This window comes from Flavobacterium album, from assembly GCF_003096035.1.
In the GTDB taxonomy this organism is placed as follows: Bacteria; Bacteroidota; Bacteroidia; order Flavobacteriales; family Flavobacteriaceae; genus Flavobacterium; species Flavobacterium album.
Genome location: NZ_CP029186.1, coordinates 3,239,702 through 3,256,088, shown reverse-complemented (window position 1 = coordinate 3,256,088; position 16,387 = coordinate 3,239,702). Strand labels below are relative to the sequence as shown.

Genomic DNA, 16,387 nt, shown 5'->3' with positions numbered 1-16,387 from the left:
TTTGGGATTAAAGTGATAGGACAGGGGCGAATACCTTCCTGGCTTTGACACCGCCATAAGACTTTACGGCCTGTCTAAGTTTAACAGGGTCCATAGACCCAGCCTTGCGCTGTACCTGTTGCAGGACAGCTTCCGGATCCTCTGCCAGGCTTGCTATATTGTTTACCAGATCCACCAATAGGAATTCCAAGGTTGCCTTTTTTGGGAACCGGGGCTTGGCCACAAAGCTGAACCTTGTACCGCCCAGGTCGAATTCACCATGGCGCTTGTGGTTGTACACGACCCTCTTGTTATAGAGCTGCGTGGTTCCCACACCTAAAGAATTGTAGGCATTGGGAGAAGTGATCAGGAATTCGTCGTCCTTGAGGAAGGACCTCACAAGGGTCGCCTCGTCAGGAGGCACCGGGCCAAAGGCGGACTGCCTGGGGAAATAATAGAGCCCCTGGGAAAGCTTCTGCAGGGTACCCTCACCTACCATCTCGGCAAGATGCCGGTCCACGGCGCTGGAGAACCGGGCAAGGTCCGCCCTGCGGTACACATTGCCACGCTTCAGGTTCTTGTGCAGGTTGTCTATCTTCTTCATAACTAATCCTTTCAGGAAAACAAAAGTAATCAAATATCAATCCAAATTGCAAATATTTTTATTTAAAATTCATGCAGTTTTAATCAAAATATTTTAAAGAGATTATTAATGAAGCTTTTTACCCAGTAAAATTAATTAGGCCATATAGATTTAGCTAATTCATACAGGTCGTAACCTCTACCAGCTATTGCTTCTTCATTCCAAGCATCTAGCGCAAGATAGGAAGAGTGAGTTTCAATTCCAGAAGAGAAATGCTTTAATCCAAATCTGTTACCCTTTCCTTCCTTTTTGCTTTCCCAGTCGGAATCTCGTATCGAGGCATTTAGGGACTGGGTTATTATAGCGAGATTTCCCAAAGTCAAAAGCTTCCTATTTCGGAAATCTACTTCTTCCTTCGATAGACCGGTATTCCAGTGGTTCTCCCATTTTTTTGGCATGAGATGTTCCAGACTATATTTATTCATTCCCAAAAGCTGAGTTGAATGTCTTTGACGGTTTCTAATTTTTGACTCAATCATGTAAAGGATTCCCGCCGCTTGTTTGTTTACCAGAATAGATTGTTCGAAACCTTTAAGCAACTCATCATCTCCTGGATAATAATTAACCTTGTCAGAACTTAGATTGATGTAATCTAAGAACATATCCTTGGAAAGAATTTCATTCGCTATCAACCTATCGGTAAACAGCTGGTTATAATTTTTTGTATTTGAATGGACTATCATCCTTCGCATTAGGTAGGATTCGATTATATGAAATAAATCATCGCGCTGGACAGCATCCTTTACATTACGCAAAACGTATAATACATAAGGAATTATTGTTGTTGTCTCCAATCCAAATATTATTGCATTAATCCGTTCTATGCCATGTACTTCTGTTAGCTCTGATGCGGTTATAGAATGGTCAAAGCTATTCTTAAAAAGGATGGCATATTCTTTGATTTCTTGCAGTATCTCTACCTTATCTAACTGATAATCATTTATGAATTTCTTATAAGATTCAAATAGGGCCTCCACTTTTGAAAATTCTATTTTGTCTTCCGTTTTTACCTTGAGATCTGCCTGCTGTATCTTAATTTGCAAGTAGGAATAGAAAAATAGATCAATAAATGTCCTTTTCAGCCTGCCTGCAAAAAATTCCCTATCCCAATAACTTTTTGTTTCATCATCTTCCTCAAATACCTTTTTCCAGTAGAGTTCATACGAAACAATATCCCTATTGAAGAAATAATTTTTTAAGAGCTCAGCAGTAGTTAATGTAACACCAAGTGAATTGATCGTATCAAAGATTTGCTGTTCATCTTCATGAGCACTAAGATCGATACCCACAAATAAGATGCTGGACAGTATATGCTGAATATTTAGTTTTTCAACGGAAATATTTTTCCTAAAATATTCATAGGCCTTAAAAATATTATTTCTCTGATCAAGCTCAATAAGTTCTGTCAGGTTTAATATAAATTCAAAAGTTTCAGCATCATTGTGATTGTGCTTTATGGCAATATCGTTATTCATTAATCGGAATGTCCTGTCAAACATATTGACCTGGCCATTCATAAGGCATAAGACCTTAAAAAAGATGTTGAGGGTTGTAAGTCTCTGTTGTCCGTCAATGACGGTTCGCACATCTCCAACGATGCTTCCAGTAGGGGTTGGCTGTTGTTTTAGTATTACTGATCCTAAAAAATATGGCTTAACATTTGAGCTAACATTTTCCATATCTTCCAGCAACCGTTCCCATTGATCTTCCCCCCAAACGTAGGCCCTTTGAAAGAACGGTACCTCCAAGATCCTATTACCGTTAAAAATATCATTAATTGTCCTTTTTCCTGCGTCCATAATGTTTGTAATTGCTATGACTTGTGCGAAAAATAAGAAAAATATTTTGATAAAATACTATGGTAAAACTTTCTTTTGAAATGGGTGAGTAACACCTAAGATAACAGCTCTTCTATTTTTATTGCAGTAATGTTTTTTTCAGGAACTCCAATGGATTTCAAGATTTCGACAGGCTTATCCCTGTTTCCGAAATACGAAACTTTCCATTGGCAATTTGGACTTACAAAATCAACAATTCTCTCGAAATATGGAAGGTCTACGGTAGACAGAGAGTGGCCCAATATTACTATTTCATCAATATCCGAAAGACTTCTAAAAAAATCTTCTCTTTCTGATATGATTGAGGCAGTATCCTTGTAGGTGTTTTTGAAGTAATCGTCCAAAATGACATTTCCCTCCATTACACGTACGTCGTAACTTTCCATTTCGTCATTTTCTTCATAATTAGAAAAGGATTCTTCAGCGCTCAATTCCCGGCTATGGCCCAATACGATTTCTGAATCCAAATCAATTGCTTTATTGTGGATATAAAGTATGCTATCTTCCGCTATATTGTAACATCGTTGCGGTGTCTCGGTGTAATTAAACGACAGATAAGTGGCATCTTCAGGCAGCGCTAAATCTCCAGTAGATGGTATTTCAAGATGAAGTATCCATTCTATAAAGGCATTCCGTAAATCAACTGTTACCACATCAATGGCTTGTTGCATCTCATATTGGTAATTGTGGTGCCCGGAATCACTCCAGTCATCGGCCCCGTAGTCATCAAGGTATTGGGCTGCGTCTTCTACAATCTTGTTGGTATCGATCAGTGCCAAAGTAGCTTCAAAATCAGACCACAACTCATCTTGGAGAAAATATTCCAGCAATGCATCGTACAACGAAGGGCGCGAAGTTTTGACATATGCTTCGAAATCTGAATATCTGGATTGTATTCCGTGAAATATGTCAAATCCGTTTCCAATTATAAATAGCTGTTTTCCCATGAAACTTAAAGAATAAAATTAAAATGCAGCCTGGATTTGCGCCAGGACCTCCCATTTAGAGATGGACGTGCTATCTATTTACACCACTATTGCATTTTGAATACCCTAATGGCAGCTTTCCACTGCCAGACACCTCGACCTCCCCATGTTATAAAATAGAATTTGTGGAGAGTTAGGGAGTTGCATCTTTGCTTGGTTGCCTTTGGGCACCATCTAATATCTTACCGGTTTCAGGATTTGTCCTTTCAAAATTTTCATTGCGCCACTCTATATTCCCGGCATTTGTATTTTGAATAAACTCCTGACCGTAAATGTACAATTTTTTAGTAATTACACTACCAAAGAGTACAGCATTTCCCTTACGATACAGTCCTACTATCTGGGGTGCGCCCCCTGAATATTTATCCTTTATATTTAGCAGTGTGCGTACAAAACATTGATATACACCCCTGCTCGTACCATATTCGTTATGCTTTGGGTTCTCATAGGATTGGTAATTTTTGTCAAATTCCTCTGAACCGGAACCTCCGCTGAAAACTTTTCCTGACTCAAGAGGCAGATTGATTTCTTCATAGTCAAACGCCCTTGTTTTGTAGTTGTGAATATATTTGAATAAGTGAAAGTCATCAGCTATCCTCGTACCGTAAATTATTGTAAAGTTCTGGTTGAAAGCAACGATAGGGTAGTACTTGACAGCTTCACTTATGAAATTAGCGATTTTCCTTGATTTTACATCGCTTGTCTCACTGCCTGAAAAGAACAGGCCATTATCAATTTGTGTTATTAACTGGCTGACAAGATTGGAGGGAAATAATACATCGCCGCAAAAGCCGAAAATTTCAGGAGCGTTTATACATCGAAACACTTTTACACCATTATCATATTTGCCAAGATTTCCCCAACTATATCTGCTGTCGGAAGCTATATAGAGCGATGCTATCTTTTTTTGTTTTTTTTTCTCGTCAACACCGATCCAGGAAACTATTAATGTCATGATAATTTAAAGTAAATTTTAAAAAGTAAATTCTGAAGTATTATCAGGTTGTTGGAATCTTTCTTCGTGTGATGTTGAAGTGACAGAGTAGCTACTAGTAACTATGTGTACTGACGAAACATGTTCAATAGTAATGGATTCTAGGTCAATTGCCAAAGAATCTTTTCGAATTTCTGTACTGCTTTCAATGTGGTGGAACCAAGGTATATCATAAAATGTATCCTCTTTCTTTTCATTCTCTTTTTTTGGGATGGAAGTAGTAATCCTGTATTCTGGACATTGTTCCTCATCATACCAATCATACAAGCTCACATCAACCTTTGTACCTTTCGGATGTTTAATTGGTTCAACACCTGACGCATGATGGAAAAAGATGATATTTACACCATCAGCAGACTGGGCAGATGGAAAGATGATTCCATCAAATCCGTATTCAGCAGCCAAGAAATCAGCTATCACTTGCGTTGCTAAATAATCAAAATGTTCATCATCCGGCATAATTGGCCTGGTGATTCGTTGACTGAGTTTTCTAAGAAACATTGTCTTGGATACTAGTTCAGAATAGCTGATATCAAATATACTGCCCTCAACTGTAGTAGTAGATAGCGCGGTGAGGTCCAGAACCTTCAATTGTCTCATTAAATTGAACTTTGCCACTGCAACCTTACTGCCAACGGGTGGCCTGATTTCACATAATGCAGTATCTACTTTAGTCGCACCATAAAATACTGAAATACCTCTTGCATTCATCCTTCCTGCCGTTGCAAATTCAGGAGGGGGAGGGCCAAGCTCTTTTTCCGGCTGTTGCAAAGCTTTTTCTAATTTATCATCGGATTGAAAAGCCCTTGCCCTAAACAAACTTGTAATATCGGTATCTGGTCCTATTGTTTTAATTATTGGCTTTTCGTCTAAGGTCCTCAGTACATTTAAATTATCGAATACTGAGGCTAGGAGTTGCTCATTTTCCTTACTGAAAAAACGTGATTTTGTTTTAAGGCTTGTTTCAAAGGCAGCCCACTGGCTTTGCCATTCCCTGTCATCAGGTTCTTTCCTGTCGTAGAAAGAATCAATATCAAACTCAGTAGTTTCACCAATTTCTGCTGCGGATCGGCTGTAATGTTTTTCGGCGAGAATTTCCTGTATGTCTGAAGCTGCCTCTTCAGAAATCTCTGCGGCGTCAGCTATGGCCTCCACAACAGGCAATCCGTCAGGCTCCCAGCCATCTAAACTTTTTAGGTGTTCAATTGAGTAGTAGTCAGGTGGTGATTCAGAAGACCGCAGGAAATGTTGCTCGAATGCGGAATCAATTCTATTAGCAACGTCCAATAATGGATAACATTCAATCTCATCATTATCGCAATATGAACATTTACAGATATTTCCTTGTCTTTCAATCTCTAACTTTAAGTAATTCTCTCCTATGCACTCATAGCAAATAAAATTTTCAGTATCAGCATCCATATGAAATATTTAATTAAGTATTTTTAATGCCGTAACAATTTAGGCAGGATAATATATAAAATCTTTTACAATTTTGGTATGTTCCTGCTTAATTAAAAAATCAAATGAGCTTACCATCTTCTTCATTACTTAATATCGCCCCTCTGGCATCTGCCTTCAATAATACTTCGGCCACCTATAAGTATTACTGGTTGCTTGCCATAATAGACGTAATAGAAGAAGGGAAGCTGTCAGTAGACAAAAAGGAACTTTTTGCCAGGATGCTGGCAAACGCATGGTATACGGTAAATTATTTTCATATTTCATTTGGCAACCAGGATTTGATCCAGCAAGCTATCAAGGCGATTGCAGCAACAGAAGCTATACCAATAAGTATTAGAAGAGAACAATTATTAGAGGTACTTTTAAATAGCAAAAACAAGGAAACAATTTCCCTATTGAGGCATTTCGATAAGAATGTTCCACACTGGTTCCTAACACCCTGGATCGGTAAAAACAAGGATGAAAATTATACCCAGTATAGAAACAGAATTTATCTGGAATCCCAAAGTTTCCACAACCAGATTTTATATGGATTGCATACAGACCATATCGAAATCAATCCAATCTGGATAGATTACATAAAAAGCAATGCTAGGATTCTAAAGGATTTCTGTTATTGGAACCTTTCAAGCTTTTTACAAGTCCGTAATCCTAATGTTCCTGATATTCCAGGAAAGCTAATCAAACCTCCATTCAGAGGGTCGCTTACGAATCAAAGGAAGAACTACTGGGATATTGTTTTTAAGGAGCTAGGAACTGTAAAATGTATTTATACAGATAGTGAACTGAATATAAACAAGTACGCCTTGGATCATTTCGTGCCACATGCCTTTGTATCACATGACCTTATCTGGAATCTGGCTCCAATTGATGTAATATATAATTCAATGAAGAGCGATAAGCTTCCAAGTATGGATCTACATTTTGATAAGTTTTACGACCTCCAAAAAACAGCGTTTGAGATTGTTTCGGAAGTCAGTCCCAAATCAAAACTTCTGGAGGAATATGTGTACCTGTTTAATCAACAAGCGGGCGAACCTGCATTTAATTATGTTCAGCTAAGGGATGCCATCTCTCCCTTAATTTCCATTGCTGCAAACAATGGCTTCCAATTTTATGCGGATTAAAAGATAAGATAGAATTAATATGCTAAGAGGCCGGAAAAATTTTATTTTAATCTCTTCTTTAGGTTGATATTTACCTTATCAACATTTAAATCCTTCCGCATCAATTTGATAATATTTCTAAGGCTTTTTTCAAGCTTATCATGTGCATTGATTGTAAGCAGGGAATCTCCATTAAAGGCCGAAGTAATAAAATGCCTTGATTCCAGACCAAATTCAATCAATTCCCTGTAAACCTTCTCAGGCAGTATGGGGATCGACTCAAAAATGACTTCCTGAAATTTTGTTACCTGATCGTCATAAGCTCTGCATTCCTTTTCAAGATGCTTTGTCCATTGCTTTTTTGTCCCGTCATGATCCTGCAAGTCCTCTACAAGGTCGAAGAATGATTCGAAGAGGATGTTAGCATGACGCGACAGGTCCTTATAAGCAGCTATTTTTTCCTGAAAAACCAAATCTTGGTTGGATTTACTACGTTCTCTCCGATAACTCAGAAAAGTTATTGCAAATGCGAAAATTGAAATTAGCGTTGCAAATAAGGCTATGATGTCAGATGATGTCATAGAATCTCCTACCGTTAACGGTAGTGTAGCGGCAGGCGTAACCAAATCTTCTGTGCTCAGCATGTTATCAGCTATAGTTTTTCTTAGTTATAAAATATATCTACCTAAATATTTATTGGAGAGATAATATCTATGAGTTTGGAGCGTCCATCGCTAAAATGGACTATCTTATCAGGTTCGGAAACGAACCATGCAAAGCTGCCCCAGGCCAGATTTGAAATTGTTTTCTTAAAGCCGGGACTTTGCCTATCCAGATAGGCAGTCACAAAGGCGATACTTTCTCGTTCCAATCCTGCGGTGTTGGTTATATTATATATGGCCTCCTGTCTCCTGGGAGTAACGGCACCGTCAGTCGCAACAACTTCAACGAAGATTAATGTAGGAGTGTCTCCTGCCAAGTCCGCTAAAATTATATCCGGTAACTCTTTGTCCGCCTCTATGTTTAGGCCGATAGAGTCTGCAATCCTTTTATCCAGATACGGAACTTTCGCATCGCTGGTACTTATCCACAGTACCGCGGGATTTACCAAGTATATTGGCGCGAATATTTCGATCACCGCCTTAGAAATATCCGAGCTCAATCCGGTACTCAGGCTTCTAACCTCACCATTAGGAAGAGAAACCAGTACATTCCCTGTAGCACTACCTGAAGTCCTGCCAGCGAGCGATATTCGCATCAGGGCCCCGGTACTCAGGTTATTCTGTTGCCATTGCTCAATTGCCCTTGCCAGAACATCTCCCGTAAGATCAGGATTAAAGAGAGCCGCAAAATCCTGTTGGAGTGCATAGCGTGGTTTGCTGGATGTCGTCGGAATTGGTATGGCTATAACCGCTCCCACGCGCTGAAGCCCTTCCCTTAAGGTCTCATCCCGTATGGGCTCTCTTGTATTGTCGGCATACCATCGGATTCCCGGGATGTCCACACCTTTTTTCAATGAATTAACCCTATAATTGATCCGGCCCGCTGATGTATTATCTTCTGCCTGTTCGACTGTCATCCTGTATATATGCTTTGGGGCGGCGTAGATATCATTTCCATCAATGGCTCCGATATACAGCATAGTAAAGATGGTGCTTGCTGACATCAGCCTTATGCAATAGTTGCGGTTTGGAGTCCCTTCGGGAAAAATAGTAGGAAGCCTTTCCAAAACTGCTTCCCTTGTAATGTACGGTGGTAGCTGGTTACTCATTATGTAAGGTATAAAGATCATGACACTCTTTCTCTATCAAAGAAGGGTGGGCCTTGGTATCAACCAGCTCCTTTAATTTTTTCAGTTTTTGCGGTGAAGGTACCGGCAATGACCCTAGTTCATAAGCAGAGACGGCAACGCTTCCGCTTATTGTTCTGAAAGCATCATTAACCGCCTTGCTGTTAAGGAAAACACATAATACGTTTAGTTCGACTTTAGCTCTTTCTTCCGAGGCGCTTATGATATTGATATGGTTTTCAACGACCACCGCTTTCCTTTTATCCAATAATTCCTGAGGAAGAATGGCTGCATTCAGTCGCTTTTCCTGTTCCTTGGAAGTGGTCCGCTGCAGCAGTAGGCAGGGTTTTCTTGTCAGGAGATATTCTTCACCCTTATAATGAAACCAGGTAGAGTGATTCTTCTTTTCCGCACGTAATACGAAATTACCCTCCTGTGTAATACTTTCAGACCATATTACCGGAAATGCATTTTTCTTATAGGTATCGCTGAGCTGTGCTTTATTCCTATTCCATACCAGCTGTCCTGTACTGATTTTATAGCCCCAATCGGATAAGCGAAATCTCATTTTTGACATGGCGGGAATAATCTTGGACTGTTCCAATGTGCGAGGCAGTATCCAGGGATTGGATTGTAAAGCTTTCACGTTGAAAGTTCCAAAACTCTCCACGATAGATTCATCTTCTGTCGATGTGATGATCTCATTTACATCAACCTGAGCTTGTTTCATTGTCTGTTTTTTATAGACAGCAAGCATTGTTTCCTGAAGGACATCCTCAAACACCCCTTTTCGTATCGCCACGAAATCAATTTCACTGGGTGAAGCCTTTGACAATATATAGCTTCGCAGGTTCTTGAAATATTCTCCGGAAAGAAAGCTGGTAGGAGTGAGGTAGCTTACGATGCCTTTGGACTTGGTCATATTAATTGCCAAATGGGTAAATAGCCCATATAGGTTGGCATGTCCAAAAAGGCTTTCCTTATACTTTTCTTTTGTCGCGTCGCTTATGGAAACCTTCCCATAGGGCGGGTTTCCGATTACCAAATCATATTGTTCCGCTTCTCCAAATTCATACTCCAAAGTGTTGCATATGGTTACAAGGCTACGGACGTTTCTTTTGGCTCCTACAATCCTGTCCTTTACCGCTACTTCAAGAAAGACTTGCGTAATCCATGCCGCAAAAGGGTCTATCTCATAACCACGCAAATTTGCTTCCAGATGTTCCACTAACCCAAGCCCCTTGAGATCAGGAAGCGATTCCATTATTTTTAGGGCCACCGGAGCCAGAAAGGCTCCACCTCCACAGGCAGGATCGGCTACTTTTGCCGTAGACCAATTAACACCCGAAGCTTCAGACATTTCAATAAGCCGAGAGGACAATGATGGAGGAGTATAGAATATTCCGTTCTTGGAACGCAACGTGTCGGGCAGGAGGGAGGTATATATTGTTCCAACATGGAAGGCAGCCTCTGTCACGCCAAACCTTGCGACTGCCCTCCCAAGGGCATTTGCGACAGCTGTTGCAGAGTTGTCCAGTCTTGCCTTCCTGAAAGAATATTGAAAGGGAGGCAGCCTCTTTAAGTTGACCGGTTTATCATGCACGATCTGCCAGTATACCACGATTACCTGCCTTATAAAATTCTGGACGAGGTCAAATTTCTTGTTCTCAGGCAAGTCCTTTGCCCATGCCTTGGCCATTATCCTCCCACTATGTAATGTTTTTAGGGGATCAGTTTCTGGCAGCAGTGCCGTCAACGTCCCTTCCCGTAAGAGGGAATAGGTTGTGCTATTATTTTTACGGCTGGCAATCGAGTTCTTCATGTGTCAAAAATAATCAAATTTAAAATCAATCGCTATCTTTATCGGGAGATTAGCGAGAACCGTAACACTAATCTTTTATAAGAAAAAAATGGAAGCATCCAAATCATTACGACGTCCCGCCAACTGGCAGGATTTTGAAACCCTGTGCAAAAAACTGTGGGGAGAAATATGGAACTGTCCCGAGATAAAAAAGAACGGAAGGGCTGGACAGGATCAGAATGGAGTAGATGTCTATGGCATTCCTTTCGGGGAGGATGCCTATTTCGGTATACAATGCAAGGGAAAGGATGAATACACTAACAAGCAATTTACTGAAACTGAGATCGACAAGGAAATAAAATTGGCGCGAGCATTTGATCCGCCTCTAAAAAAGCTATACTTTGCAACCACGGCGGTTAAGGATGCTAGCATAGAGGCTTATATCAGAAATAAGAATATAGAGAATAAAGCCGCTGGGAGCTTTGAGATCCACATCTTTTCCTGGGAAGACATAGTGGATATGATTGACGAGAACCGTCACACGCATGACTGGTACCTTAAAAGCCAAAACTTCAAGACCAGCAAGAGCGTTTTAGTGACCTTTCACGATTCAACAACAGAGTTATCGGCAATACCCCAATTTAAGAAAGAGACAACCCATTACAGGCAAAAGATTGTGCCTGCGCACCCGGTGTATCCGGAAGCTCTCAATAATATTATCAGTGTCAATAAAATGATGCAAGGCTTGGCTTATCCTGTAGCTTCTACAACTGAAGTAAATCTAAGTTATTTCAGTTTTGCTTTAAGGATACAAAATACAGGCGACAGTCCAATAGAAGAGTTCAAGCTATTTTTCGAGATTGAAGAGGACATTCAGGACATGGCGGACACAAATGAAAACCATACTGGTTTGGCTGTAATTTCAAAATCCTTCTTTCGGTCTGACCTAATCTTATCCAATGACAGCAATGCAGGTAAAGTATTGCCAGAAACTAAAATTCTGGTAGGAGATGACAGCTATACTTCAGATGAAGTCTATATAAAGCCACTTGCTGAAAAGCATGACCTAAAGATTAAATGGAAACTTATTTCCAAAGATCTTAAGGATGAGGGAGTGCTAAAAGTTTTAGTATGTCCAGACATTCAATATCTTAATAAAACAGTATTAGTAGAGGATCCTCTTCAAGTTAGGATTAATGTTGGTGATCTTGAAGATATGATTATTAACAAAGACAATTAGATATTAAGCATAAGCCTTGTCGATTTCGGTGAAGGCATCTTTTAATTGAGATTCAAATTTTTGCTTTAACTGCTTGGCTTTTTCTTCGTTAGCTTTTAAATACAAACTGTTATGAGCAAATTCTATCAGTTCATCCCTGAAGTTCTCTACAATAACCAAGATTACATCCCTCAACCTTTTCATTGAAGAGATCTTAAATTCAAAATTCTCATCCTTGAATAATTCTTTACTACCATGGCCTATCGCATTCCTATTTGACAACAGGTATGTATTTATAAAAATTTCCTTGGCATCATATTGTTCTTTGTAATCAATCCCTATAATTTTTAAAATATTACCAAAAATTTCCGGATTTAGATTATCATGCGTATTAATGATATTTTTATCCTTTTCATCATCTAAATCAATTTTTATGTGATGATCTATTGAAATATTATCCAAATGGGAAAATTTCTTTATGTAAAGAAGTTCATTTTGAAGGCTTAAAGTATTACCACTTTTTATAACTTCACCTGTCAATCCTTTTAAGGCTACCGCTTTAAAATTATCTGTTAATTCATTTAGCTTATGATTATTGTCACATATATATTTGAGATACGTCTTGCTGCTTTTTTTTATATAGCCTTCCCAATGTGCATATAATAATAGAATAATGGACTTTAGAAGTACTGTGTTTTCTTCCTTTTCGGCAAACAAAATCAGATCTGAAACTTCTTTTTTGCGCCAGGTCCAATCCTCCACTAGTAAATCTTCAAAATCTTTAATTTGCATCTGGTAAAAAGTAAGTGTTTGAAAATGCAATCATGTTCTGAATTCTTGGAAGTGCTTTGTTACCTCTCTTGGCAGCCTCTATGAAGGTCGCATCTTTATACATGTTTTTAATCTTTTCTTTCAAGCTATCTTTACCATCATTCTCATAATAATCGATATTGTGCGCAATTCCTGAAACAATACCTTCAAAGCTGGTCTGAAGAAATGCACCCTCAAATACATCTTTCTCAACATTAAATTTTCTGAATGCTTCATCAGAAAGTACTTCATCTAATAGATTGAAAACGCGTTTGAAAATTTCAATTTCGGTATCCAATACAAATGATTCACTTTGAATAATTCTTGCTGTTTCTTTATCGATAAAGTCAGCAAGCAGATCAGATGACATATTGTATTTTGTGAAATCAATACTATCAAATTTTAAAATAAAATACCTTAAAATTAATTCCATGGGGAATTCAATTTCATTCTTCGCGTCAGTTAATTTTATTGTATTCTTAAAGTGTGCGTCGTTCTTCAAAGTGTCAATTTTATTATAGTATTCTTCATTGACCATAATAATCAAACAGTTTCTGATTTCCTGAGCTGATAACGCTACAGCACCTGTGTTAAGCCTCTTGAATAGCTCGTACTGTGCAGTAATATTATCTTCAACAAGAATAATCTTAAGGTCCAATTTAGACATCTTTATAATTCTTTGAACGTCTTCATCAAGCTGATCCCACTTCATTCCCTCTATGGATGGTAATTTCTCTGTTGCAGTAAATGTGAAGGTTGGTTTTACAACCCCTTTATTGTCTTTAAACAAGCCCATAAGCTGCAGGATCGTGGAAATCCTTTGAAGTACGTCCACGATTGTCCACTTGGAGCCTTTTTTCTGTGCTATAAAAATTGGTGGTGTCGGTATACCCATCAGCAATGATTCAATAAACCTGCTTTTTTGAGCATCATCCCAGCGAAAAAGTCTTTGATATGAGGGGAATAGTTCTAGGTCACCATCCTTGAATATCTGGATTAGTTCCCTAACCGCCATGCTGAAATTGTCGGTTTTTATTTCGCTACGAACACTTTCAATTTCACTTAGTAAATTATTATTTGCGGTTTCAAGATCAATCATAAGGAAATGTATTTAGGAGATTAGCTTTAGATTCTAGAATAAAGAAAAAATTTTATTTTAAATTAAGGATTTCAAAGATAATTAAAATTAAAGAGGCGAATATCTAAATATTGAATTCTCTTACACTTTCGTGCTATTGTTGCCTACAATTATCCGACAATTTATATGTACATCTATTTAATAAATAACAAAGTAAGCCCACAACTACTTACAATTAACTAATGGATGCGATCTTTCTGCTAATTTTCCATTGCTGCAAACAATGCTTCCAATTTTATAGGAATTGATATTAGGATCAAATGAATCGTCTTGCAAAAGCTTTCAATTTCACTTCATGAGGTTAAAAATTAAGTCGTTAACCTAGAATCTTTGCTGTTAAGGAATGCATTTAAAGATTTTAGATTACTATTCTGAAAGTCGATACCATTATTTATTTCTTTAAATTGTGTAAATTGCGACATCATTCAATACACAATTGATTAAGCGACTAACTATAAGTATTATACCGATTGATATATTTTTAGATTAGTAATAATATTTTGATTTAACATAACCTTATTTTGAGTACTTACATTATTTCCGATATTCATGGCTGTAACAAAACATTTAGACAGGCTTTAAAAAAGGTTTCTTTAAAAAAGACTGACAAACTGATTTTGCTTGGTGATTTAATTGATAGAGGTCATGACAGCAAAGGAGTCATTGATACTGTAATATTACTGCAAAATCATGGTTTTGATGTTACATGTATAAAGGGAAACCATGAACAAATGTTATTGGATGCACTTGATGATACATTTGCAAAGGTCAATTGGATAAGAAATGGAGGTAACAAAACTCTGCAAAGTTTTTTAACATCAGACATTAACGGAATACCAAAAGCCTATATTGATTTTATAAAATCGTTCGATGATTACTTCGTTGCTGAAAATTATATTTTCGTTCATGCGGGTATCAATATGACTATTGAAAATCCATATAGTGATAAGGAATCTCTACTTTGGTTGAGAGATTGGAAGGTCTTGTACAATGCAGATTGGTTAGCAGGTAGAAAGGTTATTCACGGTCACACACCGATGACAGCTTTTGAAATCATAGAGCAGTTCAAAAGTGAGGATTTACAAGTCTATGGAATTGATGGAGGTGCATATATTGTTAATGATGAGGGGTATGGTGAATTATGTGTTTTAGAGCTTGAAACTAAAAAAATGGTTTTTCAAAAAAATATTGAATGAAAATAGAGGCAGTCAATAGGATTATTCATGATAGAAGTGGCTTCGGGATAATTCATGAAGTAAGAGCGGAAGATGGTAATCTGTATGCAAGGAAAACTTTCCAGCCAAATCATGCCGTAGCAAAGGAAGACTACGACTTGTTTAAAAGAAGATTTGCTCGGGAGGTGAGAGTCCAACAAAAACTTTCCTCGGACTTTATAATTCCCATTGTACATGCTGAGCTTAATGAGGATGAACCTTGGTTTTTGATGCCTATTGCTTCAAAAACTTATCAAGAAGAAATTACACTTTGTAAACTACAGAGAAGAGCACCTGAAGGGCTTTCAGATATATTAAATTGCTTGGAATACCTACATGCAAGGGGGTTTATACACAGGGATATCAAACCAGGAAACATACTGTTTCATGATAATAAATGGAAATTGGCTGATATGGGGTTAATTACATCTGATCCTGAATTAACAACAACTTTTGTTACAGGAAGTGGATTAGCATATGGTTCATTGCCTTATATGGCACCCGAACAATATACTGATTTTCAAAATGTGACTAGTAGTGCAGATATTTATTCTTTTGGAGCAATTTTACATGATATTTATGATGGTACTCAAAGGAAGCCATATTCAAGATTAAGTAGTAGAGGAGCAATAGGCGTAATTATTGAAAAATGTACAGAAGAAGTTCCACAAAATCGTTTTGAAAATGTAAGTATTTTAAGAGACGTACTCTTAAGTAAATTGTCAAAGGTTGAGGTTTCTAAAGAACTACATGAGGAGGCTGAATTATTAATAAATAGCCTAAAAGACTATCCTAACTGGAGCCTAGATAACTTTGATTATTTTGTAACCTCTTTGGAAAGAACACCAGAGCTGAAAAACGCAATTTTTTACGATATAAATATCAAATTTATAGGGGATAGCTTAAAAATAAATGAAAGACATTGGAACAGGTTTGCAAAATCGTACTTAGCATGGATTAATGATACATCATTTAATTTTGATTATTGCGATGTTGTAATTGGCCATGTTAAAACGATTTATGATATAACTGTTGATCTATCGATTAAGGCAGAGTGCACGTTCGTCGGAGCGGAATTAGCAGTTTCTCACAATCGATGGTATTGTATGGGGCGAGTTCTAGATATGTGTTCGCCTGATATTTCAGAAAATCTAGCTGAGAGAATAGCAATTGAGATCTATGCTAGGCCAAATTCAGCTAAAAGAAACTTTATTAGGTGCGTTGAAGGTTTAAATGCAAGCCTTGCTCGATATCATAAGGAAATTATAAATTCTTTGAATTAATGTATTAACAAAAATTTATCCCTCGCACTCCTCGGTAAATTTTTCACTACTTGCATCTTCTACTTTCTTTATTCCTTTAAAATGGAGATAATACTGCTACCGTTGCCGCTTTCAGTAAAGACA

General features: G+C 37.9%; 14 protein-coding genes. 4 read left to right on the top strand and 10 right to left on the bottom strand.

The features are described from left to right. Positions 1-7: 7 nt before the first annotated feature. The 5 genes from HYN59_RS14860 to HYN59_RS14840 form a co-directional block, all read right to left on the bottom strand. Positions 8-583 (bottom strand): hypothetical protein, encoded by a 576-nt coding sequence (locus tag HYN59_RS14860; RefSeq protein WP_108779760.1) that lies wholly within the window; start codon positions 581-583, stop codon positions 8-10. Positions 584-714: 131 nt separating this feature from the next. Beyond that, complete coding sequence (locus tag HYN59_RS14855) at positions 715-2,421, bottom strand: DUF262 domain-containing protein (RefSeq protein WP_108779031.1); 1,707 nt, start codon at positions 2,419-2,421, stop codon at positions 715-717. Between the two features lie 95 nt (positions 2,422-2,516). Next, the gene (locus tag HYN59_RS14850; RefSeq protein ID WP_108779030.1) at positions 2,517-3,407 is read right to left on the bottom strand and encodes a bacteriophage abortive infection AbiH family protein; all 891 of its coding nucleotides are present in this window, start codon (positions 3,405-3,407) and stop codon (positions 2,517-2,519) included. Positions 3,408-3,579: 172 nt separating this feature from the next. After that, positions 3,580-4,401 carry a hypothetical protein gene (locus HYN59_RS14845; RefSeq protein ID WP_108779029.1) on the bottom strand — a complete coding sequence of 274 codons (822 nt, stop codon included), beginning with the start codon at positions 4,399-4,401 and terminating at the stop codon, positions 3,580-3,582. Positions 4,402-4,419: 18 nt separating this feature from the next. Beyond that, positions 4,420-5,862: an RES family NAD+ phosphorylase gene (locus HYN59_RS14840; protein WP_108779028.1), complete on the bottom strand. Its 1,443-nt coding sequence runs from the start codon at positions 5,860-5,862 to the stop codon at positions 4,420-4,422. A 104-nt stretch (positions 5,863-5,966) separates the two neighbouring features. Between HYN59_RS14840 and HYN59_RS14835 the strand changes: the two genes are divergently transcribed. After that, positions 5,967-7,031: an HNH endonuclease domain-containing protein gene (locus HYN59_RS14835; protein WP_108779027.1), complete on the top strand. Its 1,065-nt coding sequence runs from the start codon at positions 5,967-5,969 to the stop codon at positions 7,029-7,031. Between the two features lie 41 nt (positions 7,032-7,072). Here the strand turns inward: HYN59_RS14835 and HYN59_RS14830 are convergent, their stop codons facing one another. The 3 genes from HYN59_RS14830 to HYN59_RS14820 are packed head-to-tail and all read right to left on the bottom strand — an operon-like array spanning position 7,073 to position 10,621. Beyond that, positions 7,073-7,654: a hypothetical protein gene (locus tag HYN59_RS14830; RefSeq protein ID WP_108779026.1), complete on the bottom strand. Its 582-nt coding sequence runs from the start codon at positions 7,652-7,654 to the stop codon at positions 7,073-7,075. A gap of 41 nt (positions 7,655-7,695) precedes the next feature. Next, positions 7,696-8,781, bottom strand: coding sequence for a BsuBI/PstI family type II restriction endonuclease (locus tag HYN59_RS14825; protein WP_108779759.1), 1,086 nt, complete (start codon positions 8,779-8,781; stop codon positions 7,696-7,698). Next, positions 8,774-10,621: an HsdM family class I SAM-dependent methyltransferase gene (locus HYN59_RS14820; protein ID WP_108779025.1), complete on the bottom strand. Its 1,848-nt coding sequence runs from the start codon at positions 10,619-10,621 to the stop codon at positions 8,774-8,776. The genes HYN59_RS14825 and HYN59_RS14820 overlap by 8 nt, the downstream gene beginning before the upstream one ends. A gap of 88 nt (positions 10,622-10,709) precedes the next feature. On the opposite strand from HYN59_RS14820, the gene HYN59_RS14815 reads away from it, so the two are divergent. Then, positions 10,710-11,840 carry a hypothetical protein gene (locus HYN59_RS14815; protein WP_108779024.1) on the top strand — a complete coding sequence of 377 codons (1,131 nt, stop codon included), beginning with the start codon at positions 10,710-10,712 and terminating at the stop codon, positions 11,838-11,840. A 3-nt stretch (positions 11,841-11,843) separates the two neighbouring features. On the opposite strand, the gene HYN59_RS14810 is transcribed toward HYN59_RS14815, so the two are convergent. Together HYN59_RS14810 and HYN59_RS14805 are read right to left on the bottom strand one after the other, a co-directional pair. Further along, positions 11,844-12,611 (bottom strand): MAE_28990/MAE_18760 family HEPN-like nuclease, encoded by a 768-nt coding sequence (locus tag HYN59_RS14810; protein ID WP_108779023.1) that lies wholly within the window; start codon positions 12,609-12,611, stop codon positions 11,844-11,846. After that, the gene (locus tag HYN59_RS14805; protein ID WP_108779022.1) at positions 12,601-13,728 is read right to left on the bottom strand and encodes a DUF262 domain-containing protein; all 1,128 of its coding nucleotides are present in this window, start codon (positions 13,726-13,728) and stop codon (positions 12,601-12,603) included. Before HYN59_RS14805 ends, HYN59_RS14810 begins: the two co-directional genes overlap by 11 nt. A 560-nt stretch (positions 13,729-14,288) precedes the next feature. On the opposite strand from HYN59_RS14805, the gene HYN59_RS14800 reads away from it, so the two are divergent. Together HYN59_RS14800 and HYN59_RS14795 are read left to right on the top strand one after the other, a co-directional pair. Continuing rightward, positions 14,289-14,963, top strand: coding sequence for a metallophosphoesterase family protein (locus HYN59_RS14800; protein ID WP_181369450.1), 675 nt, complete (start codon positions 14,289-14,291; stop codon positions 14,961-14,963). Beyond that, the gene (locus HYN59_RS14795; RefSeq protein WP_108779020.1) at positions 14,960-16,264 is read left to right on the top strand and encodes a serine/threonine protein kinase; all 1,305 of its coding nucleotides are present in this window, start codon (positions 14,960-14,962) and stop codon (positions 16,262-16,264) included. The genes HYN59_RS14800 and HYN59_RS14795 overlap by 4 nt, the downstream gene beginning before the upstream one ends. The last annotated feature ends 123 nt before the right edge of the window (positions 16,265-16,387 follow it).